Raw genomic sequence first — 20549 nt, 5'->3', positions numbered from 1 at the left:
TGGAGGTTTTTTTGTGTGTTTCGCAGGTCTGCAGGCAGATTCGGACGAGAAACTATCGAAGGTACATAGACCTAATAGAGTGAGACCAAGTTCATGTAATCTTTAGACGTAGAAAGGCAATTCGGCGCATAAATATCGAATATCTATGTTTCTGAGATAGGACCATCGACCTTTTAATTCATATTTCTACAATATGTTAAAAGGAATACGACAAACGGTAGCGAACAAGTTTCAGATATCAATTTGCAGGTTAAAGGCAGACTATGATGATTAAAGAAAAGCGTTCCGCGATTGCGAATTCCATACCGTTGATGCAGCTGTTGAGGCTTGTTCCAAAGCCGGGCCGTAATGCCCAGGCTTCTACTGCTGCGCGTGTTTCCGGCGGCGGAGCTTCGCCGGCTGCGGCACTTCCGACGCCGCCGCAGAAGCGCGGCTTCGCGCGCCTCGCGCTGCACGGGGCGCTTGCAGCGCTGCTGCTCTGGAGCGCTCTAGCGGGGGAACTGGGCCATGCGGCTCCCGCTAGAGCCGCTCCCGCGGGCGGTGAGCCAGCAGCGATGCAAAGCTGGCTCGTGAAATGGCGCGACCCGGCGCAGGCGAAGCCGCTGCCGGGGACGCGCGTGCTCCGCCGCCTTGCGCAGCCGGCGGCGGCGGGCGTCGTGGACGTTGTCCGCCCCGAGGGGACGGGGGCGGACACGTCCGCATGGCTGCTCCGGCTGCAGCAGACGCCGGAGATCGAATATGTCGAGCCGCTCAGCCAAGTGGAGCTGCTCGCTTCATCCTCGCCTGCATCGAATGATCCGAAGCTGCCGCTAGAGCAGCATCTCGATCAGATCGGGGCCAAGGAAGCGTGGAACACCGTGCATGATCAGACGGCGCTTACGATTGCCGTCGTAGATACCGGTGTTGATCTTAACCACCCGGATCTGGTGGGTAATTTAATCCCGGGTACGAATCTCGTCTCGCCGGGCAAGCTGCCGGAGGACGACAACGGGCATGGCACGTCCGTAGCGGGCGTGCTAGCCGGAGAAGGCAACAACCGAATCGGTGTTGCCGGCATACTATGGCATGCGCGCATCATGCCGATTAAGGCGCTTGACGCCGATGGTTACGGCGATGAAGAGCGGCTCGGCAAAGCGATCGTATATGCAGTTGATCATGGAGCTCGAATTGTGGTGCTCTCGGTAGGGCTGTACCGTTACTCGCTTTACTTAAAGGATATTGCGGCTTATGCGGAATCGAAGGGGGCGCTGCTCGTTGCAGCAAGCGGTAATGATGGAGTGACGTTCGGAAGCCGGGCTGACGTAAAGTTCCCGGCAGCGTATCCGACCGTCGTTGCCGTCGCAGGGGCTGACCCTGACGGCAATCCGGAGCCGCGGTCAAATACGGGACCGGAGATTGACCTTGCAGCTCCATGGCATGTCTATACGACAGCGATTGGCGGCGGCTATAAGGCAGAAGAAGGCACTTCGATGGCTGCCCCGCAAGTGGCGGCAGCAGCCGCACTCGTGTGGGCGATGCATCCTGATTACAAGCCGTATCAGGTTCGGGCGCTGCTGCGCCAGACTGCCCTTGATATCGGCAAGCCCGGCTTTGATACAACGAGCGGCTACGGCCTGCTGCAGGTAGATCATGCGGTAACGGCGACGCTGAAGCCGGATAGCTATGAGCCGAACAACAGCAAGAGTGCAGCGCGTGTATTCCCGCTCGGGAAGAAGATTGCAGCTGAGCTTGCTGGCGGCGCCGATAAAGATTGGTACAGCGTCGATGCGCCTTATGACGGCGTGCTGGCTATCCAGCTGCAGGGGTTAATTGGAGTAGGCGATGCGATGCCGACCGTTCAAATGACGCATGACGGTGACACCTCGTCGCAAAGCATAAAAGATGCAAAACTCGGCAACCAAACGATGCAATGGAACGTCAAGAAGGGTAGGAACTATTTTGAACTCCATCTCTTCGATAAGACGCTCAGCCAGCATCTGCCGTATTTGCTGACCTCTACGTTTGAGATCGCGCCGGATGCGTACGAAATCAATGATAAACAGTACCAAGCGTTTACCTTATCGCCCCGTTCGCAGCAGATTACGGGTAATTTTCATCAGACGGGCGATCTGGATTGGTACGCCATTCATTTCGATACTGGGGGCACTGTGAAGCTGACGATGTCGGTGGACTCTGCACGGATTGATCCCTCGGTTGGCTTTCAGCGTCAAGGCGAAGCGATGCAGGAAACGGATGAGAAAGGGGACGGTGAGACCGAAACGACGCGCTCGTTCAACGTCACCCCCGGCCAATACTATATACGGGTCCGTAACAGCATGTCGGCACAGGCAAGCCCGACGGTGGCAGAGTATCATCTGAAGCTTCAGGTGATCTCCAAGCTGACGGATCCGAATGAGCCGAATAACAAAACCTATGAAGCAACAGGCGTATCTCCGGGATCGAACTACTGGGGCGTAGTCGGAACTTCAAGCGATGTCGATTGGTATCAGCTGCGGCTGGCAAGCGCGAGCATGACAACCGTACAGCTTAGCGGAATACCAAGCGGTATTCGGATGAAGGCTGAATTGTACGATAAGAAACAGAAGCTGTTGACGCAGCAGCAATCGGCTCCGAATCAGACCGGACTAACGAAAGAACTGAAGCTTGGCGCAGGCCTTTACTATATTAAAGTGACGGCAAGCGCGAGCTTCGACAGGCAATACTACAAGCTGAGGATCCAAACGGATAAGCTTGTGGCCGGCTTCCGGGATATCGAAGATCATTGGGCGGTTGATTCGATCGAGGCGCTGAGGGAGCTCGGGGTAGTAGCGGGCAGCGGCAGCTTCCGCTTCAATCCGGACCAGAGTATTACGCGCGCAGAAGCGGTCTCCATGCTCGTTCGTGCGGTGAAGCCGAAGGCAGCGTCAACGGTCGGATTTGTTGATGTGCCGCGCTCGCATTGGGCGTATGGTCCAATCAACAGCGCAGCTGCCTCGGGCTGGGTAGGCGGCTACCCTGGCGGCTTCTTTGGCCCGAATCAGTCGATTGACCGTGAAGAGATGGCGGTTATGCTGCTGCGGACCTTCGGTCTAGGCAGCGTTCGTCCTGTGCATGCGCCGTTCCTTGACGTTGCTGCGGACCGCTGGTCTGCGCCGGCGATTCAGACCATGAAGCAGAAAGGTCTGATTGGCGGATATGAGAACGGCGGGTTCAAGCCGGAAGGCTCGGCGAGTAGGGCGGAATTCGCTACCGTATTGCTTAGGACGATGCATCTCAACAAAACTTAAGTTAGGGAGCTTTTTGCCATGATGGACCAAATCGCCGCAAATGCCGGCGTTCATGCGCTGATCTCCATCCTTGTCGAGCTGTTCAGCATCGCGGCCGCTTGGATCGTCATTCAGGAGTTGAAGCTGGATGCCATCCTCAAGCGTCCGCGCAGTACGCAGGCGCGCGTGCTGCAAATTATGCTCGCGATCGTTATCGGTCATGCTTTTGCCGGCTTCATTCTCGATTATTGGGGCTGGTCGGGCCAACTGAAGGGCATTGTCGAATAACAAGGTGGAAACATGTCAACAATGGGTATAATATGACGGTATTAAAATTGGAACGCGCTACGAATTCTATAAAAAAGAGCTTAAATTACCGCTTTCGACAGGCAGAAAATAACGCTTGTCGATTTGTGTAAGCAGGTGGTAAGATGTAATTTGGGTGCGGGCCAGGTGTGCCATAAATTGCCCGCTAAGGAAGAAAAAGAATCTACTGCACGCGGAGGGAAACCTAGGATGAGCAAAATAATCGTCCGCGGCGGCCAGCGACTAACCGGAAATGTTCGCGTAAGCGGAGCTAAGAATGCCGTATTACCGATTCTCGCTGCCACGTTACTAGCTAGCGAAGGTGAAAGTATCATTCACGATGTGCCTTTTCTTGACGATGTTATTACAATTCAACAAGTGCTTGCCGCACTCGGCGGTAAGCTCACATATGACAATGAAATTATGCGTATTTCGGCCGAGAAATTGACGTCGTACGAAGCTCCATATGAATGGGTACGCAAAATGCGCGCATCGTTTCTTGTCATGGGACCTTTGCTAGCTCGCCTCGGCTGTGTCAGAATTTCCCTTCCAGGCGGATGCGCAATTGGAACAAGGCCTATCGACCAGCACTTGAAGGGCTTTGAAGCGATGGGTGCGGAGATCGTACTCGGTCAGGGCTTTATTGAGGCTCGTTCGACGGGCAAGCTGAGAGGCGCTAAGATTTATCTGGATTATGCCAGCGTTGGCGCAACAGAGAACATCATGATGGCAGCTTCGCTTGCTGAAGGAACAACGACAATTGAGAATGCGGCGAAAGAGCCGGAGATTGTCGATTTGGCTAATTACTTAAACGCTATGGGCGCGAAGGTTCGCGGCGCAGGCACAGGCATTATTCGTATTGAAGGCGTAGAGAAGCTGAAAGGCGCTCGTCATACTGTTATTCCAGACCGTGTTGAAGCAGGTACGTTTATGATCGCGGCAGCTATTACAGGCGGCGATGTACATGTTGAAGGCGCAATTTGCGATCACTTGACGCCGGTTATCTCCAAGCTTGAAGAAATGGGTGTCGTCATTGAAGAGACTGACAATGGTCTTCGCGTTATAGCGCCGAAGAAGCTAAAGTCGGTTGACGTCAAGACGTTACCATACCCAGGATTCCCGACAGATATGCAGTCGCAGATGATGGCGCTTCTTATGGTTGCTGAAGGAACCAGCCTTGTGACGGAGACGGTGTTCGAGAACCGTTTCATGCATGTTGAGGAATTCCAGAAGATGAGTGCTCAGATCAAGATCGAAGGACGCACTGCAATCGTTAGCGGCAGCACGCAATTAACAGGCGCGAAAGTAACGGCGACGGATCTCCGCGCAGGCGCAGCGCTTCTGTGTGCAGCACTTACAGCAGACGGCGAGACTGAGCTTACAGGACTTCACCACGTGGACCGCGGTTATGTCGATATTACCGGCAAGCTTGCAGCGCTAGGCGCTAACATTAGCCGTGTAGAAGATAAACCAGCTCCTGCACCGATCTACAAGGTGCTTGAAGGAGTCGCAGCAGCGCTTGAAGAAGCAGAGCCGGTTATCGTAGCGGCAATGTCTCAAGAGCCAGCAGCGAAGCGTGAGAAAGAAGTGCCACGCATGAAAGCACAGCCTACTTGGGCTTAAAACTATAGGGTCATCCCAAACCCCATCTCCAATTAACGGAGATGGGGTTTTTGCTATGCGGATGGCAGGAACCTCACTTGAGGGCGAGCTAACGGATGCCACGACTATTTCGTCTAAAATGACCCTTTCGAACGTATAACGGTTATCAGCGAGCCTATACGGCGATATTGGTATCGAAATCATGTCATTAAGATCAAATAGCCTCTCTCGCAGCCGTTAGATTTTTAGAAAGGCTATTATCGTGCAAATAAACGCTGTGACAACCGCTATATATTAATCTGACTTCTCTCCAATCAAAGCCTCATCACCAATATAAGGTGATGAGGCTTTTTTTGCTTCTCTCCTTTAATGCAGTTGAAAAGGGTTGAAGGTGAGCAAAGCGAAGCGGGCGGAATCGTTGTGGAGAAACGGCAGTGGTCGCCTTTGTCCTCGTATATAAACCGCATAGGCTTTTAAATAATCTTATATATACGAGGACAACAGCGATCGGAACAATGATCCGCACGCGCAGCATTCTCTCACCTAGACTCTATTTTATAACTGCATTTTCCCGTACTATTCTACTTTTCCGCTTCATAGACTGTACCAAGAGCAGTTAAGAGAATAGGAGCTTAGGAAGGAGCGGGAGATGAAGCAGATCAAGTGGAAGGCAGGAGGCATAAGCGGCCGGAGGATTCGGACAAGGAATTGGATCATCGGCTTTATGTGGGGTCTCTTGCTAGTCGTGCTAGTACGAGGGATTGTCTACGTAACAGAGCTGCGATCAGCCGCGGTAAGGGAGCAACAGCGAATGGTGACGCAAGTAGCGGAGTCCGCGCCGCCTAAGCCGTCCGATCCGAAGGCGAAGGTGCCCTCCAAATCTGTACAAGCTTCGGTATCAAGCGCCGGTAAGGAAGCGCAAAATAAGCTGAGTGCCTATGACCGGCTTTGGGTGAGTGTCTATGTCTCAGAAGACAAGCGGATCGAGAAAATGCCAATCGAGCTCTATGTGCGCGGTGTGCTGGCTGGAGAGATGCCGATTGATTTTGAACTGGAGGCGCTCAAAGCTCAGGCAATTGCTGCACGTACGTATATTTATAGAAGGCTGCTGGCAGGAGGCGCAAGCGGGCCGTCAGACGAAGCAGACGTTGATGATACGATCAAGAATCAGGTGTATGTCCCGTTAGGCGAGCTGATTGGGCGCTGGAGCGGGAAGGAGAAAGAAGCTAATTTGAAGAAGCTGAATGAAGCGGTAGAGGAGACTAAGGGACAAATTGTTACTTATAAAGGCGATCCGATTGAGGCGTCCTTCTTCTCGACCAGCAATGGTTATACGGAGAACGCGTCTGACTATTGGAGTCTGGATCTGCCCTACTTGAGAAGCGTTGCTAGTCCATGGGATAAGACGATATCGCCTAACTATAGAGAAACGACGACAATGGATCTGGATGATTTCAGCCGCAAGCTTGGCGTGAAAGCAAACGATGTGCGCCAGATGCGCATTATGGATACGACGGCGGGCCATCGCATCAAGACAATAAGAATAGGACGAGAGAGCTTTAGCGGCAAAGAAATACGAGAGAAGATAGGACTTGCATCCTCGCAATTCAATTGGGCAATCATAGGCGATCAAGTTCGGATCACCACTTTCGGTTACGGACATGGCGTCGGCATGAGCCAGTGGGGAGCGAACGGAATGGCGATGGAAGGGAAAACGGCGTCTCAAATTCTTACACACTACTATACGGGAACGAAGCTGGAGCAGGCGAGCGGTGTACTAGAGTAGCCGCAGCATCAGCAGTTCTACTCTAACAATCTCAAAAAATGTGAATCCCTCACGTATAAACTGCTAGGTTGTGGCAACAATGGCTAGTGAGGTGATCGAACTATGAGTGATAAATCAAAGTTCAATGAAGAGGCTCCCAAAAATTCAGTGGGAGGCAAAACAGTAAAACCGTCTGCTTGGAGAAAGCTGTTAGCGAAGAAATGGGCAGCACCTACAGCGTTTCTGGCCGCGGCAGCAATTATCGTAACCTTAATGTGGCTCTATGGGGGAGCTGGAGAAACTAGTAACAAACCAGCCAGCACCACTATAGAAGATTCACAAGGTACGAACGCGGTAAGCGATGACGAAGTTCAAGTGCCTGCAGATGACCCGATTGTGAAAGATTCCGAGAATGAAGTGATGCAGTGGCCGACTGATCGCAGCCAAGTGGATATCGTCGCAGGCTACTATGATTCGAAGGCAACAAGCGATGAACGTGTGGCAGCAGTCATCCAGTCGGGCAATACGTTCGTGGCGAATATGGGTATTGACCTTGCCAAGAACGATCAGCCATTCGACGTCAAGGCAGCGCTTAGCGGTCGTGTCATTGTTGCAGAGAAGCATCCGCTGAACGGCAACATTGTCGAGATCAAGCATGCGGACGGTCTTGTGACCATCTACCACAGCTTGAGCGATCTGCAAGTGAAGGTCGGCGATGAAGTGAAGCAGGGCTCAGTAATCGCGAAGGCTGGCCGGAGCGAACTCGAGAAAGACCTCGGCATTCACCTGCACTTCGAAGTGCGCCAGAACGGCAAAGCGATTAATCCGAATACACTGCTCACAAGCGCAGAGAACTAAGATATGAAGAGAAGGCAGGGGCTATCCTTGCCTTCTTTTTGTGTTTTATCAGTTTTGAAGCATGCGAAATGAGGGCTAGGATCAATATTTTGAAAATAATTGCACATCTCCTGCTTGTCATGCTTGGACACAAAGAATATATACCCGTACCCCTCATATACTGTACCAAACTATCTCGAGTAGGGAGGCGGGAGCGTGCACGATTATATCAAAGAACGGACCATAAAAATCGGCCGTTGTATCGTCGAGACGAAGCACACGGTGCGGACGATTGCTAAAGAATTTGGCGTCTCCAAAAGCACAGTCCATAAGGATTTGACCGAGCGACTACCGGAAATAAATCCTGATTTGGCTGACCAGGTTAAACACATTTTGGAATACCACAAGTCGATCCGGCACCTAAGAGGAGGAGAGGCGACGAAAATCAAGTATAAGAAGAGCTCTGGGCGCAAGCGCGAGGTTCTCGCCGCCGCAAAATCGTAAGCGATTTTTTCTACAAGAATAGAGGAATTTCGCACATTTTAGCGAATACTAAACAAGATGAACATTAAACAGACTATTATTCGCCCTGGAGGACTTCAGACGTATGTTTAGCAAGGATATTGGTATTGATCTTGGGACCGCAAATGTCTCCATTCATGTTAGAGGGAGGGGCGTCGTTCTAGATGAGCCTTCGGTCGTCGCGATTGAAAGCGAGACGAAGCGCGTGCTTGCCGTTGGTGAAGAAGCACATCGGATGGTTGGACGGACTCCTGGCAACATTATCGCCATCAGACCGCTAAGAGACGGCGTTATCGCCGACTTTGAGATTACAGAAATTATGCTTAAAGCGTTTATTGACCGCGTCGGCGGCCGTTCCTGGTACAGCCGCCCTCGCATTCTTATTTGTGCCCCTACGAACATTACCTCGGTGGAGCAGAAGGCGATTCGTGAAGCTGCAGAGCGCAGCGGCGCGAAAGATGTCTTCCTTGAAGAGGAGCCTAAAGCTGCTGCGATCGGGGCAGGTATGGATATCTACCAGCCGAGCGGCAATATGGTCGTTGATATTGGTGGCGGAACAACGGATGTTGCCGTGCTTTCGATGGGCGACGTTGTAACCGCCTCCTCCATTAAAGTTGCGGGGGACAAGTTCGACGAAGCCATTATGAAATATATCAAGAGCAAGTACAAGCTCCTTATCGGTGAGCGTACGAGCGAAGATATTAAGATTAAGATCGGTTCGGTATACGACAATGGCTTCAGAGAAGAGATTGACATTCGCGGACGGGATATGGTTACTGGCTTGCCGTTGACAGTGACGATTTATTCGGAAGAAGTGCGTGAAGCGCTTTGGGAGCCGGTATCGTCCATCGTGTCAGCGGCTAAATCAGTGCTTGAACGGACACCGCCGGAATTATCGGCCGATATCATCGACCGTGGCGTCATCTTGACAGGCGGCGGCGCGCTGCTCAGCGGATTGGATGCGCTTCTTGCTGAAGAGCTGAAGGTGCCGGTGCTGATTGCCGAAGATCCGATGCACTGCGTCGTTAAAGGGACAGGACTACTGCTTGATTACTTGGACCGTTCACCTCGCAGGGACAAGCGTTAATTGGAGTAGCCCATTAACGGCCAGGTGATGTTCGGGTAAGACGCCTGGGGGGCGTGCTGAGGAATATCGACCTTTATATAAAAATAACAAGATTCGTGGACGTCCTCTTCAACGCAGTGATGCAAGTTCCGATATATACGGTATAGATATGTACCAACAGGAGGACGGCTCCATGCTAAGAGGTCTTTATACAGCTGCTGCGGGCATGATTTCCCAGCAGCAACGACATGATACGATAACGAATAATATCTCAAACTTAAATACACCGGGTTATAAACAAAAGAACGCAGTCACGCGTTCGTTCCCGGACATGCTGCTTCATCTGACTGGCACGAAGGATGCTGGCGGACAAGCAATCGGCAAGCTGAGCACGGGCGTATTCGCTGAGGAAAGCCTGCAAATCAACCAACAAGGCGATTTGATGCAGACGAACCGCTTCAGCGACTTTGCGATCGTATCCGACATTGAAGTGCCTGGTATCAATTTTGATTCCTCCGGCAAGTCAGTGAATGCGGATGGCCAGATCGTGTTCCAGCCGCAAGCATTCTTTACCGTTCAGAATACGAATGGCGAGACGCGTTATACGCGTGACGGCCAGTTCAAGCTGAATGGGGAAGGCTTCCTGACTTTACCCGACGGCTCACGCGTCCTTGACTCGAACGGACAGCCCTTTCAGCTGCCGGCAGATATGTCCTTCAATGCGCTAACTCTGACGAAAGACAATCAGCTTATTGACCCGCTTACAGGCAGGAGCGCAGGCAAGCTGCTCATGACTCGCGTGGACAACCCTAACGATCTCGTTCGTGAAGGGGACGGTAAGTTCAAGCTTGGTCCTGACGTTACGACAGGCGTTCGGGAGCTGAATGCGACCGATCGCGTCGAGGTGCGCCAAGGCTATGTCGAGCGCTCGAACGTGGATGCCACTCAATCGATGGTTGATTTGATGTCGGCGTCCCGCGCTTATGAAGCGAATCAGAAAGTGATTCAATTCTTCGATAAGAGCTTGGACAAAGCAGTTAATGAAATCGGCAAAGTATAAGGAAAGCGTGCTGGCGAAGCGGCAGAGGAGGCAACTTAGATGAACAGTTCGATGATTAACGCAATGGTGTCCATGAATGGACTGCAGCAGAAGCTAGACCTGCTAGCTGACAATATTGCCAATGTGAATACAGTCGGCTACAAGCGAAAGCAAGGAACGTTTGAAGATCTGCTGACAACGCTGAAGAAGCAGCCGGAAGCGTTCAATCAACCGGGCCGCCTAACGCCACTCGGCTTCAGCCAAGGCTGGGGTTCGCGTCTGACGATGGTACAACCGGATTTCTCTCAAGGACCGCTTCAGCAGACGGATCAACCTTTTGACGTCGCGATTGAAGGTAATGCCCTCTTCGAGGTCACGGTCGATGATTCCGGTCACCTCGGCTACACCCGCGGCGGATCGTTCCAGTCGTCACTAACGCAAGACGGTCGTAATATATTGGCAACCAAAGAAGGTTACCCGGTTTCATCAGTGAACGGCAACCCGATTGAGATTCCTCCGAATATGAAGATAGTCAGTGTTGATGCGGAAGGTAAAGTTCTCGGTACGAGAACAACAGGCGAAATTGTGACATTAGGACAGTTTAAGCTTGTACAGGTAGACAAACCTGCTTTGCTCTCTCAAGTGGCGGATAACCTGTTCGCCATCGGCGATGGTGTGAACGTCACTGATGTTCTCCATCCTGTTGCAGCAAACGCTGAGAATAAAATTGCCATTAAGCAAGGCTTTCTGGAGCAGTCGAACGTTGTCTTGGCAGACGAGATGACAGAATTGATTAGTGTGCAGCGAGCTTACCAGCTCAGTGCGAAAGCAGTGACATCGAGCGATACGATGTTGGGCCTCGCGAACAATTTGCGCGCTTAGGAAATGAGTGATTGCGAATATGGATTCAAGGAAAGAGACAGCGGCCGGTTTAGAAGCTGCTGCAGTACCTGTCAAAGATCAGTCTCGACAAACAGCTAACGCTCAGCGTGAAGCTGCGCAGGGCAAGCAGCGGAAGAAGCGTAATCCCGCATTGCGAATACTGCTATGGACACTGCGAGCGCTTGTTGTGCCCGTGCTGTGTGTAGCAGCCATTCTAGGCGGCATGTACGCTGGCTACGTCATCCTAGGCAAACGTCCAGGGGATGAAGTGTTTGAGATTGAGACCTGGAAGCATATGTACGATCTTGTATTCGCGGATTAAGCGATGAGCCTGCCTCGGTAACGAGCAGGCTTTTTTATATGGTTTTAACAGTTAGGAATGAAGCAGCCCCCTTTGATGTGAAATCCAAAGGGGGCTGCTTTCGTGTAGTTATTTGACAGAAACGCGGATGCTTACAGACTTGCCGTTATAATTGGCCCGAATAATCGTCGTGCCTTTCGCTAATGCAATAATGTTGCCGTCATCGACAGTTGCTACTTTCGCGTTGCCGCTTGTCCAAGTCGCTGTCTTCGTGACGTCCGTTACTTTGCCGCCCTCGTATTCCGCGGATGCTTTCACGGATTCTTTGCCTTCCGGCGCAAGGGTTAACGTCTTCGTAGAAGCAGTTAGCTTCTTCAGCTTCGGAACGACAGAAAGTGAAACGACAACCGATTTGCCTTGGTACGTACCGGTGAGCTTAGCTGTGCCCTCAGTCAATGCTTTAAACGTGCTGCCTTTAACGGAAGCGACTGTTTCTGGGTCAATCGTCCAGTTCATCTTGGCAGCCAACGATACGGACTTGCCGCTCTTATAGATGCCGGTTACTTTCACGCTCTTGGAACGGTTAGGATTGAGCGTAATCGCTGTGGTATCCACGAACAGCTTCGTAATTTCTTCTTCAATCGTTACACGAACGGTCGTGCTCTTACCAAGATAAGAGGCAGTAAGCGTAACGCTCGAAGCTTGCAGGCCTCTTATGTTTGGCGCCTTCACAATCAGGTTTGCGGAAGAGCTTTTCCATGTTACAAGGCTAGTGGCATCTTCTTCATTGCCGCTCTCGTAAGTCACCGTAATGGTTGGCAGCTTAACTTCTTTGCCGATTACGACAGAAACATTCGCCTGCTCTGGAGTGAGCATGAGTGGTCTCTCATGTACATTGACAGTAATGGTTACTGTCTTCGCTTGAATGGTTCCGGTCAGCGTAGCCGTACCGAGCTGCTTCGCTGTCCATTTGCCGTCAACTTTGTCTAGGATATCGGCATCGCTGCTTGTCCAGCTAGTCAGGTTCGTGACATCAACGGTTTCGCCGGAGATCGATACCGCGGATATATTCGGTAAAGTAACGGTGTCATTCAGGAAAGGATCAAGCGTATCCTTATCGGCTTTTACGCTCGTAACCGTTGGATATACAGTAACATTAACTTGTTGGGAAATTCCTTTATAGGTAGCCTTCACTACCGTGGTTCCTACACCTTTCGGTGTAATTACGCCATTCTTAACCGTTGCCACATAGACGTTGCTGGAAGTCCAAGTGGCAGAACCGGTTACATCCTCTGCGGGGGAGGAACCTTTAAGCGCTTCTGCAGTGAGTGTCACCGGCGCATCCTGCAGGGTCAAGTGCACATCTTCTTTAGGCGTCAGATTAAGCGCTTCATAAGCAGGTCTAACGACTACGGAGAGCGTTCCGCTTACACCGAGATAGGATGCTGTGATCGTTGCAACACCTGCGCCTACAGGCTTCACAACACCGCCGGAAACCGTAACGACAGCTGTGTTGCTCGACAACCACGTTGCGTTGTCTACGACCGGAATCGTACTTCCATCCGTTGTTTCCGCGTTTGCTTCAAGGGTAACCGGGTCATCTCCCGTGAGCAGTTCCAGTAGATCATCATCGGAAGGAATGGTAATGGATTTGAAAGGCGATGAAACGGTCAGCTTAATGGAATCCGAACGGCCTTTATACTTAGCTACGATTGTTGTTTCGCCTGCACTTAGCAATGTAACGGTGCCATCATCAACAGTAGCAACTGCTGTGTTAATGCTAGTCCAGGTCGCGTCGTCCGTTACATCCTCATCGGACTGCTCGCTGCTCGCACCGATCAGCGTGTAGTCCAGTGTATTGCCTAAGTTAACAGAGGCAGTGGCTGGCAAGTCGGTGCTGCCGTCAGTAAGGGTAACTTTGTCGTACAAATACTTAACTGTAACGGGTAACGTTGCCTTATATCCTTTATAAGTAGCGGTAATCGTTGCGGTTCCGCTGGTCAAGCCAGTAAGTACGCCTCCGCTTACTTTCACGACTGAGCTGCTTGAGGATGTCCAGGTGGAATCGGCTGTGACGTCTTTAACAGAAGTCGCGCCTTGAATGGTCGCATCTACGTGAAGTGAAATGGTGTCATCATCGACATAAAGGATAGCAGGGGACGGAGCGTCGTCGAAGTTAATGGCGGTGACCACCTCGTCGGCATTCGCAATGCCCGCGAAGGAGGAGAAGGTCAGGACAAATGCCAGCATGACCGTGAGCCATGGGCGAAAATGCTTTGCAGGTGCTGCGTGTTTGTTTATGCGCATGTTGCGTTACAACCTCCAGATACGTTAATTTCTTGTTCACTCGTGTGCATCTACTTCTTCTATAGTTAACGGCTTTAGCGACGTGTTTTTGTAGGTACGACAGAACCATTTCTGAATTTAGTTGCCTGGGGGAGAAATGCTATGCTGTACAGCGGGGAAAATGGCAAGGAACACTGCATACAGGTACTGGTACGATAGTTTTATTTTTTCCAGTGTAGAGGTATAATGGGTAAGAATCTCTGAGGCTTCAAGTCGGTTAACAGGTAAGGGGGCCTAACGGTTGAATTTGCCTAATTTGCTCACGATGCTTCGATTTGCATTAGTTCCCGTATACATCGCCGTATTTGCATCAGATACATCGGGTCATATGAAATGGGCATTTCTTGTTATCGTCATCGCCGGTCTTACCGATATTTTAGACGGTTATTTGGCGCGTAAGTACGGTCAGGTCACGATGGTAGGGTCGATGCTCGATCCGCTTGCAGACAAGACGATGATGATCACGGTCATCTTGTCGCTGCTCATTACCGGGCATATTCCATGGAGTGCGGGTGCGGCTATTTTCATCCGCGATGCAGGGATGATCGTGGGATCGGCGTTCTTTCACTTTCGGGGGAAGAAGACGGTGCCAGCCAATTGGATGGGCAAGCTGACGACCATTCTGTATTACTTGGCTATTCTATTCATTTTCTTTGAATTACCGTTTGCCCGTACGTATTTATGGGGCGTCATTGCGTTCTCGTTCGTTACCTCGTTCATCTACATTTTCTTGTTTGTCGCATTGAATAAAGACGAAGAAGACGAAGCAGGAGTGGTTCCGAGCGGAGGACAGCAGAACGATTCGAAACAAGCTGAATTGTAAAAAAGGAGACTGGACGCTGCTGCCCTCTCAAGTGGCAATAGCGGCCAATCTCCCTTATCTTAACCTCCACGACTGCAGTTTCGTGAAGGATGGTTTTATTGTGACTCATTGCCATGTAATTTATTACAACTGACTGAAGGGAGTCAATTTTGCATGTTAGATATTAGAGAAATCATGGAAATCATTCCACACCGCCCGCCGTTCTTGCTGGTGGATCGGATTTTAGAGGTGGAAGACGGCAAACGAGCTGTCGGTATTAAGAACGTAACGATGAACGAACCATTCTTCACTGGCCACTTCCCGCAATATCCGGTTATGCCTGGAGTTCTTATCGTAGAGGCGCTAGCGCAGGTCGGATGCGTTGCGATTCTGAAGGTCGAAGCTAACCGAGGCAAAATCGGCTTCTTCGCTGGCATCGACAATTTCCGTTTCCGTGGTCAGGTCGTTCCTGGCGACACACTTACATTAGAAGTGGAAATTACGCGACTCAAAGGCATGATTGGCAAAGGACAGGCTGTCGCGAAGGTTGGCGATAAAGTGGTAGCCGAAGGCGAAATTATGTTTGCGCTTAAAGACGCGTAAGCACTGGCTGCCTTCTTGAAATAGACATCTTATGTGGAGAGAGGATGTTTTCGAATGAATCATATGGCAGAAGAACGGTATCAGGCATGGCTTAACGATCCCCTTATAGACGAGGCAACAAAGCAAGAATTGGCTGCATTGCAAGGCAACGATAAAGAAATTGAAGATCGCTTCTACCGCGAGCTTGAGTTCGGAACAGGCGGTCTACGCGGTGTCATGGGCGCAGGGACGAACCGGCTGAATAGCTACACGGTAGGCAAAGCGACGCAAGGTCTTGCGAATTGGGTGCTGAGCAGAGGCGGCTCTCCATCGGTTGTCATTGCCTATGATTCACGCAATAACTCGCCTGAGTTTGCGCTTGATGCTGCGCTCGTGCTGGCTGCGAATGGAGTAACGGCGCATGTGTTCAAGGCGCTTCGTCCGACTCCTCAATTGTCCTACGCGGTGCGCGCGCTTGGCGCGACTAGCGGCATTGTCATTACGGCAAGCCATAACCCGCCCGAATATAACGGCTATAAGGCCTATGGCTCTGATGGCTGTCAGCTCGTACCGGCAGATGCCGAGCAGGTCATTGCTGCGATTCAGCAAATAAGCGGCTTCGATCAAGTTCGGAGGATCAGCCGTGAAGAGGCGGAAGCGAAGGGTTTGCTTAACTGGCTGGGTGAAACAGAGGATCGTGCGTATATTGAGACGGTTGCTGCTCAAAGCTTGAATAGTGAGAGCTTGAAGAACGGCCTCGGCGAGGCGTTGACGGTTGTCTATACGCCGCTGCATGGTGCTGGCAATATGCCGGTACGTGAAGTGCTGAAGCAAGTAGGCTTATCCAATCTACATATTGTAAAGGAGCAGGAACAGCCAGACGGCTATTTCAGCACGGTGAAGTCACCGAATCCGGAGGAGCGCGAAGCCTTCACGTTAGCGATTAAGCTTGGCCAAGAGATCGGCGCCGACATTATTATCGGCACGGATCCAGATTGCGACCGGATGGGCGCGGTTGTCCGTAATAACGAAGGCGAATATGTCGTGCTGACAGGCAACCAGTCTGGTGCGATTATGGTCAATTATTTGCTCAGCTCGCTTAAGGAACGCGGAGAGCTGCCTTCGAACGGCGTTGTGATCAAGACGATCGTAACGAGCGAGATGGGTGCGGATATCGCCGAATCTTACGGAGCGGAAGTCATCAATACATTGACAGGCTTCAAATATATCGGTGAGAAAATGACCCAGTTCGAGCAGAGCGGGGAGCGGACTTTCCTCTTCGGCTATGAGGAGAGCTACGGTTATTTGGCAGGTACTTATGCGCGTGACAAAGACGCGGTTATCGCTTCGATGTTGATTTGCGAAGCAGCTGCTTATTATAAGAGCAAGGGTCTGACATTATATGACGTGTTGAATGAGCTTTATGCGAAGCACGGCAATTACCTCGAGCACCTGGAAAGCCGTACGCTGAAAGGTGTAGACGGGGTACAGCTGATCGCTGCGATTATGGAAGACTGGCGCAGCAATCCGCCGGTTGAGCTGGCGGGCGTTCGAGTGAAGCGGGTACAGGACTATTTGCCAGGCTTAGGCGGCCTGCCGCCGGAGAATGTGCTGAAATATTTGCTTGAGGACGGCTCATGGTTCTGCTTGCGTCCGTCAGGTACGGAGCCGAAGATTAAAGTGTATTTTGCCGTTTGTGCGAGCTCGCAGCCAGAGGCGAAATCAACGGTAGCCCGTCTGGCGCAGCAAGTTATGGAACGCGTAGATCAACAGGCTTAAACAGAGAGATTAAGGAGTGGAAGGTGTGCTTCAAAAGTGGCTTCAATGGAATCGTAAAGCAACATGGGTACTATGCGTGCTAACTATACTGGGCGTTATTTCAGCAGTGCCGATCGGTGCAGAGCGTTGGAAGGTGGAGAACACCTCCAAGCATGTGGAGTTCGTGCTTGACTACAGAGACCTGCTGCAGGTTGCAGCTTATAAGGTTCATCCTCAGCAATACATTCATGATGAATTGAAGAATATCAAAGCAGCCGGCATCAACTCGATGGCTGTGTTCGAAACGTCGCTGCAAGAATTGAGTTGGGCGGGGCATCTCTCGCTCTACTCCTCGACAGGCGTTATGCAGCTGCAAGGCAAGCCTCTGAACGGTGACGAGAACTATACATACATCCTGTTCGCAAGCGAGAAGGATGATGAGGCGCTTCGTTCAGTTATAGAAGCAACGTTCCGCAAGTGGAACATTCCCATCTCCAGTTGGGAATACGCCGGAAACAAAGGCATAGTCCTGGAGACGCCAATTGAGGAAGCCATATTGAAGGCGATGGAGCCAGATCCAAGCGCTCTTGAAATGATTAAGGACGCGGGCCTCAACATCGTACCGCGCTTGTCTGACCGGATTCCGTTCGATGCGGCAGAAGTGGACAAGATGATGGCATCTTATGAAGCGATGGGTGTCGACCGGATCTTGTTCGATGGAGATTCCGTGAAGGGTTATGCGGATAATGCAGAGCTGCATAGCATTAACGCATTCGCGGACATTCTGAACAAACATGGAATTGGAATCGTTACAATTGAGAATTCTAATCCTCAGAAGGGTCTGGCTACTTTAAGTCATCTGACCCACTATAATGTTGTTCGTCTTCTTTCGCTATCGGATGCAAGCGCGTATTCGATGAAGCCAGAGGAGATTACGGATCGCTTCCATCTGGCGGCGAAAGACCGCAGCATTCGGATGTTCTACATTAATGTGTCACCAATAAGCAAGGTGGCGAAGTCGATCATCACTGACCCGATGCAGAACATCTATGATGCGATGCAGAATAAGGACGGCATTCTCGACAAAATGAATGACCTAGGTTTGACGGTCGACCGCGCTCAGCCATTTAAGTATGATTCGCCAGCATGGCATAAGCCGTTTAAAGCGATTACGGCGCTTGGCGCAATTGCCATTATTGCGCTTCTCGTTAGCGCGTATATCCCGGGCTCAGCCATTCCGGTCTTTGCAATTGGACTCGTAGGCAGCGCTGGTTTGTATGTGCTGTCGAAGTCGATGTTCGAGCAAGGCTTGGCGCTCGGCGCAGCGATTAGCGCGCCGACACTCGCGGTTATCTGGGCAATCCGGCGTGTACGGGCGCATACCATTGGCAACCGCAGAGCCGTTAGCGGTACAGTGGACAATGCCCGCAATAACGATGGCGGCATGCGCTGGGTCTTCCCGGGCCTTAGCGCAGGACGCCGCTTCACGATGGCGCTTACGCTCTTCGTGATGACATCTATTATTTCGTTATGCGGCATCGCGTTTATTATTGGCTTGCTCAATAACATTACGTACCAGCTCGTGCTCGAGCAGTTCCGCGGCGTAAGCCTGCTTCATCTGGCTCCAATTGCGCTTGTGGCGATTTATCTGTTCCTGTACACCGGCGAGAGCGTTGTCGGCAACATCCGTAAGCTGCTTTCCATGCAGATTACAGTGCTTTGGGTTGCCGTTGCGGCTGTGCTCGGCGTTATGGCGCTATACTACCTGTCGCGTACGGGCAATGCGGGAACAGCTTCCTCAGCGGAGTTGATGTTCCGCAATGTGCTGGAGAATACATTCGGCGTCCGTCCACGGACGAAAGAGTTCCTCCTGGCGCATCCACTCTTCTTCTTGGGATTGTTCCTGGCGCTTCGTTATCGCGCGGCGTGGGTATTGTTTATTGTAGGGACAATTGGGCAGCTATCCATGGTGGATACTTTCGCGCATATTCATACGCCAATTCCGATCTCGCTTATTCGTGACGTGCTCGGCCTCGTATTAGGCCTGATTATCGGTCTTGTTCTGATTGGTATTTGGCAGGTAGGGGAAGGGGTTTGGAAACGATGGGCACCACGAATCGCGCAGATGAAACAGGGCTACAAGTCCGGCGTATAGTTATTTCCGGTTACTATGGCTTTCGCAATAGCGGCGATGAAGCCGTATTGAAGTCGATCTTGTTCGCGCTCGAGGAAGAAGGCGTGAAGCAAGGACTTCGCATCGTGCCCATCGTGCTGTCTGTCGATCCAGCTTGGACTACTGAGATGTACGGCGTAGAGGCTGTACATCGCATGAAGCTTGGTGAGCTCGTTCGTGCAATTCGCTCGAGCGATGGTCTCATCAGCGGTGGAGGCAGCCTGCTGCAGGATGCAACAGGCGTCAAGTCGATTCCTTATTATACGGGCGTCATGAAGCTGGCTCAGCTTCTAGGCAAGCCCACATTCGCATACGCGCAAGGCATAGGCCCTGTGAATCGCCGGTGGATGGACCGGCTGATTCGCGGCGTCATGCGCCGCAGCGCGTATGTTTCTGTGCGCGACGCCGAATCCGCCGCTTTGCTTGGGCGGATTGGCGTGCCGCGCGACCGGATCAACGTTGTGCCTGATCCGGTCATGGCGCTGCCGCTCCCGGCAGAGGCTGCGCCGCCGCATGAGCGTGCAGCGGCGGAAACGGCGGCAGCAGCGGCTGGGGAGCCTGCTGCTGCGGGCACGCCGGTGCAGCAGGTGATCGGCGTGTCCTTGCGCCACTGGCGCAAGGACAGCGACGATCTGGCGCGCGCAGCGGACGCGCTTGGCGCGCTGGCCCGCAGCCGGGCAGTACGGCTGCGGTTCTTGCCGTTCCACACCCCATCAGACGCGGAGGCGTCGCGATGGGTGATCGAACGGCTCGGCGATCTCGGCGGCGCGAGTGTAGCCGAAATCGCCGAGGCTTGCGACGACCCGCAGCAGATGCTGCTGGAGGTCAGTCGCTGCGATGTTTTGTTCGGCATGCGCTTGCACGCGCTCATCTATGCCGCCAATCAGTCCGTGCCGATGGTTGGGCTGTCATACGATCCGAAGATCGATCAATTCTTGAATCGGCTCGGTCTTGCGCCAGTCGGCACGACAGAAGCGCTTGATTCAGACGCCTTCGTTGCTGCAATTAGCAAGCTGCTCGACGATCCAGCTGCGTGGCTGGCTAAGCACCAAGCTGCGATTGAACAATTAAAACAAGAAGCGCGAGAACCAGCGAAACAAATCGCTTCGATATTACGTTAATCAATATGTAGATATTCTTTCTCCCTGACAGCGTTTGCAGACACGATAGGGCAATAGTCCCGCCGAAAAAGGGTAACAAAGTGCTGTGAGAGAAAGAAAATGTCGGAAAACCACGGCCAAGCAGCCGAAAAGGGCGAAATTTTCCTGAAAACTGCTTGAAAATGGGGATGGTGTTTCTTTTTCAAAGAGCGTATAATTCAAT

At 51.8% G+C, this 20549-nt stretch carries 16 protein-coding genes; 15 read left to right on the top strand and 1 reads right to left on the bottom strand.

Annotated elements, in window-relative coordinates; translation table 11 throughout:
- The first annotated feature begins 263 nt into the window (after positions 1-263).
- The 10 genes from AC0LWF_RS19875 to AC0LWF_RS19830 all read left to right on the top strand — a co-directional run bounded on the left by AC0LWF_RS19875 (position 264) and on the right by AC0LWF_RS19830 (position 11586).
- On the top strand, positions 264-3266 hold the full coding sequence (locus AC0LWF_RS19875) for a S8 family serine peptidase (RefSeq protein ID WP_474653278.1): 3003 nt from the start codon (positions 264-266) through the stop codon (positions 3264-3266).
- An 18-nt stretch (positions 3267-3284) separates the two neighbouring features.
- The gene (locus AC0LWF_RS19870) at positions 3285-3533 is read left to right on the top strand and encodes a DUF1146 domain-containing protein (protein WP_474653277.1); all 249 of its coding nucleotides are present in this window, start codon (positions 3285-3287) and stop codon (positions 3531-3533) included.
- 228 nt (positions 3534-3761) lie between these two features.
- On the top strand, positions 3762-5174 hold the full coding sequence (gene murA / locus AC0LWF_RS19865) for a UDP-N-acetylglucosamine 1-carboxyvinyltransferase (RefSeq protein WP_474653276.1): 1413 nt from the start codon (positions 3762-3764) through the stop codon (positions 5172-5174).
- A 628-nt stretch (positions 5175-5802) separates the two neighbouring features.
- Positions 5803-6939, top strand: a complete 1137-nt coding sequence (spoIID, locus tag AC0LWF_RS19860; protein ID WP_474653275.1) for a stage II sporulation protein D — start codon at positions 5803-5805, stop codon at positions 6937-6939.
- A gap of 102 nt (positions 6940-7041) precedes the next feature.
- Positions 7042-7776 (top strand): peptidoglycan DD-metalloendopeptidase family protein, encoded by a 735-nt coding sequence (locus AC0LWF_RS19855; RefSeq protein ID WP_474653274.1) that lies wholly within the window; start codon positions 7042-7044, stop codon positions 7774-7776.
- Between the two features lie 195 nt (positions 7777-7971).
- Positions 7972-8259, top strand: a complete 288-nt coding sequence (gene spoIIID / locus AC0LWF_RS19850) for a sporulation transcriptional regulator SpoIIID (protein WP_090575384.1) — start codon at positions 7972-7974, stop codon at positions 8257-8259.
- 103 nt (positions 8260-8362) lie between these two features.
- Complete coding sequence (mreB, locus tag AC0LWF_RS19845) at positions 8363-9364, top strand: rod shape-determining protein (RefSeq protein ID WP_474653273.1); 1002 nt, start codon at positions 8363-8365, stop codon at positions 9362-9364.
- A gap of 172 nt (positions 9365-9536) precedes the next feature.
- Positions 9537-10403, top strand: a complete 867-nt coding sequence (locus tag AC0LWF_RS19840) for a flagellar hook-basal body protein (protein ID WP_474653272.1) — start codon at positions 9537-9539, stop codon at positions 10401-10403.
- A 39-nt stretch (positions 10404-10442) separates the two neighbouring features.
- Positions 10443-11264: a flagellar hook-basal body protein gene (locus tag AC0LWF_RS19835; RefSeq protein ID WP_474653271.1), complete on the top strand. Its 822-nt coding sequence runs from the start codon at positions 10443-10445 to the stop codon at positions 11262-11264.
- Between the two features lie 19 nt (positions 11265-11283).
- Positions 11284-11586, top strand: coding sequence for a DNA-directed RNA polymerase subunit beta (locus AC0LWF_RS19830; protein ID WP_474653270.1), 303 nt, complete (start codon positions 11284-11286; stop codon positions 11584-11586).
- Positions 11587-11694: 108 nt separating this feature from the next.
- On the opposite strand, the gene AC0LWF_RS19825 is transcribed toward AC0LWF_RS19830, so the two are convergent.
- The gene (locus AC0LWF_RS19825; protein WP_474653269.1) at positions 11695-13872 is read right to left on the bottom strand and encodes an Ig-like domain-containing protein; all 2178 of its coding nucleotides are present in this window, start codon (positions 13870-13872) and stop codon (positions 11695-11697) included.
- A gap of 280 nt (positions 13873-14152) precedes the next feature.
- Between AC0LWF_RS19825 and AC0LWF_RS19820 the strand changes: the two genes are divergently transcribed.
- From AC0LWF_RS19820 to csaB, 5 genes are all read left to right on the top strand, one after another.
- On the top strand, positions 14153-14734 hold the full coding sequence (locus tag AC0LWF_RS19820; RefSeq protein WP_474653268.1) for a CDP-alcohol phosphatidyltransferase family protein: 582 nt from the start codon (positions 14153-14155) through the stop codon (positions 14732-14734).
- Positions 14735-14887: 153 nt separating this feature from the next.
- Entirely contained in the window at positions 14888-15316 is a 429-nt protein-coding gene (gene fabZ / locus AC0LWF_RS19815; RefSeq protein WP_474653267.1) for a 3-hydroxyacyl-ACP dehydratase FabZ, read from the top strand.
- Between the two features lie 54 nt (positions 15317-15370).
- The gene (locus AC0LWF_RS19810; protein WP_474653266.1) at positions 15371-17074 is read left to right on the top strand and encodes a phospho-sugar mutase; all 1704 of its coding nucleotides are present in this window, start codon (positions 15371-15373) and stop codon (positions 17072-17074) included.
- Positions 17075-17099: 25 nt separating this feature from the next.
- Positions 17100-19208, top strand: a complete 2109-nt coding sequence (locus AC0LWF_RS19805; RefSeq protein ID WP_474653265.1) for a DUF5693 family protein — start codon at positions 17100-17102, stop codon at positions 19206-19208.
- Complete coding sequence (gene csaB, locus AC0LWF_RS19800) at positions 19157-20347, top strand: polysaccharide pyruvyl transferase CsaB (protein WP_474653264.1); 1191 nt, start codon at positions 19157-19159, stop codon at positions 20345-20347. Before AC0LWF_RS19805 ends, csaB begins: the two co-directional genes overlap by 52 nt.
- Positions 20348-20549 lie beyond the last annotated feature (202 nt).

The sequence above is a fragment of the Paenibacillus sp. sgz302114 genome (assembly GCF_056120345.1).
Note: the sequence above shows the minus strand (reverse complement) of the source record. Positions and strands in the feature narration are given on the sequence as shown.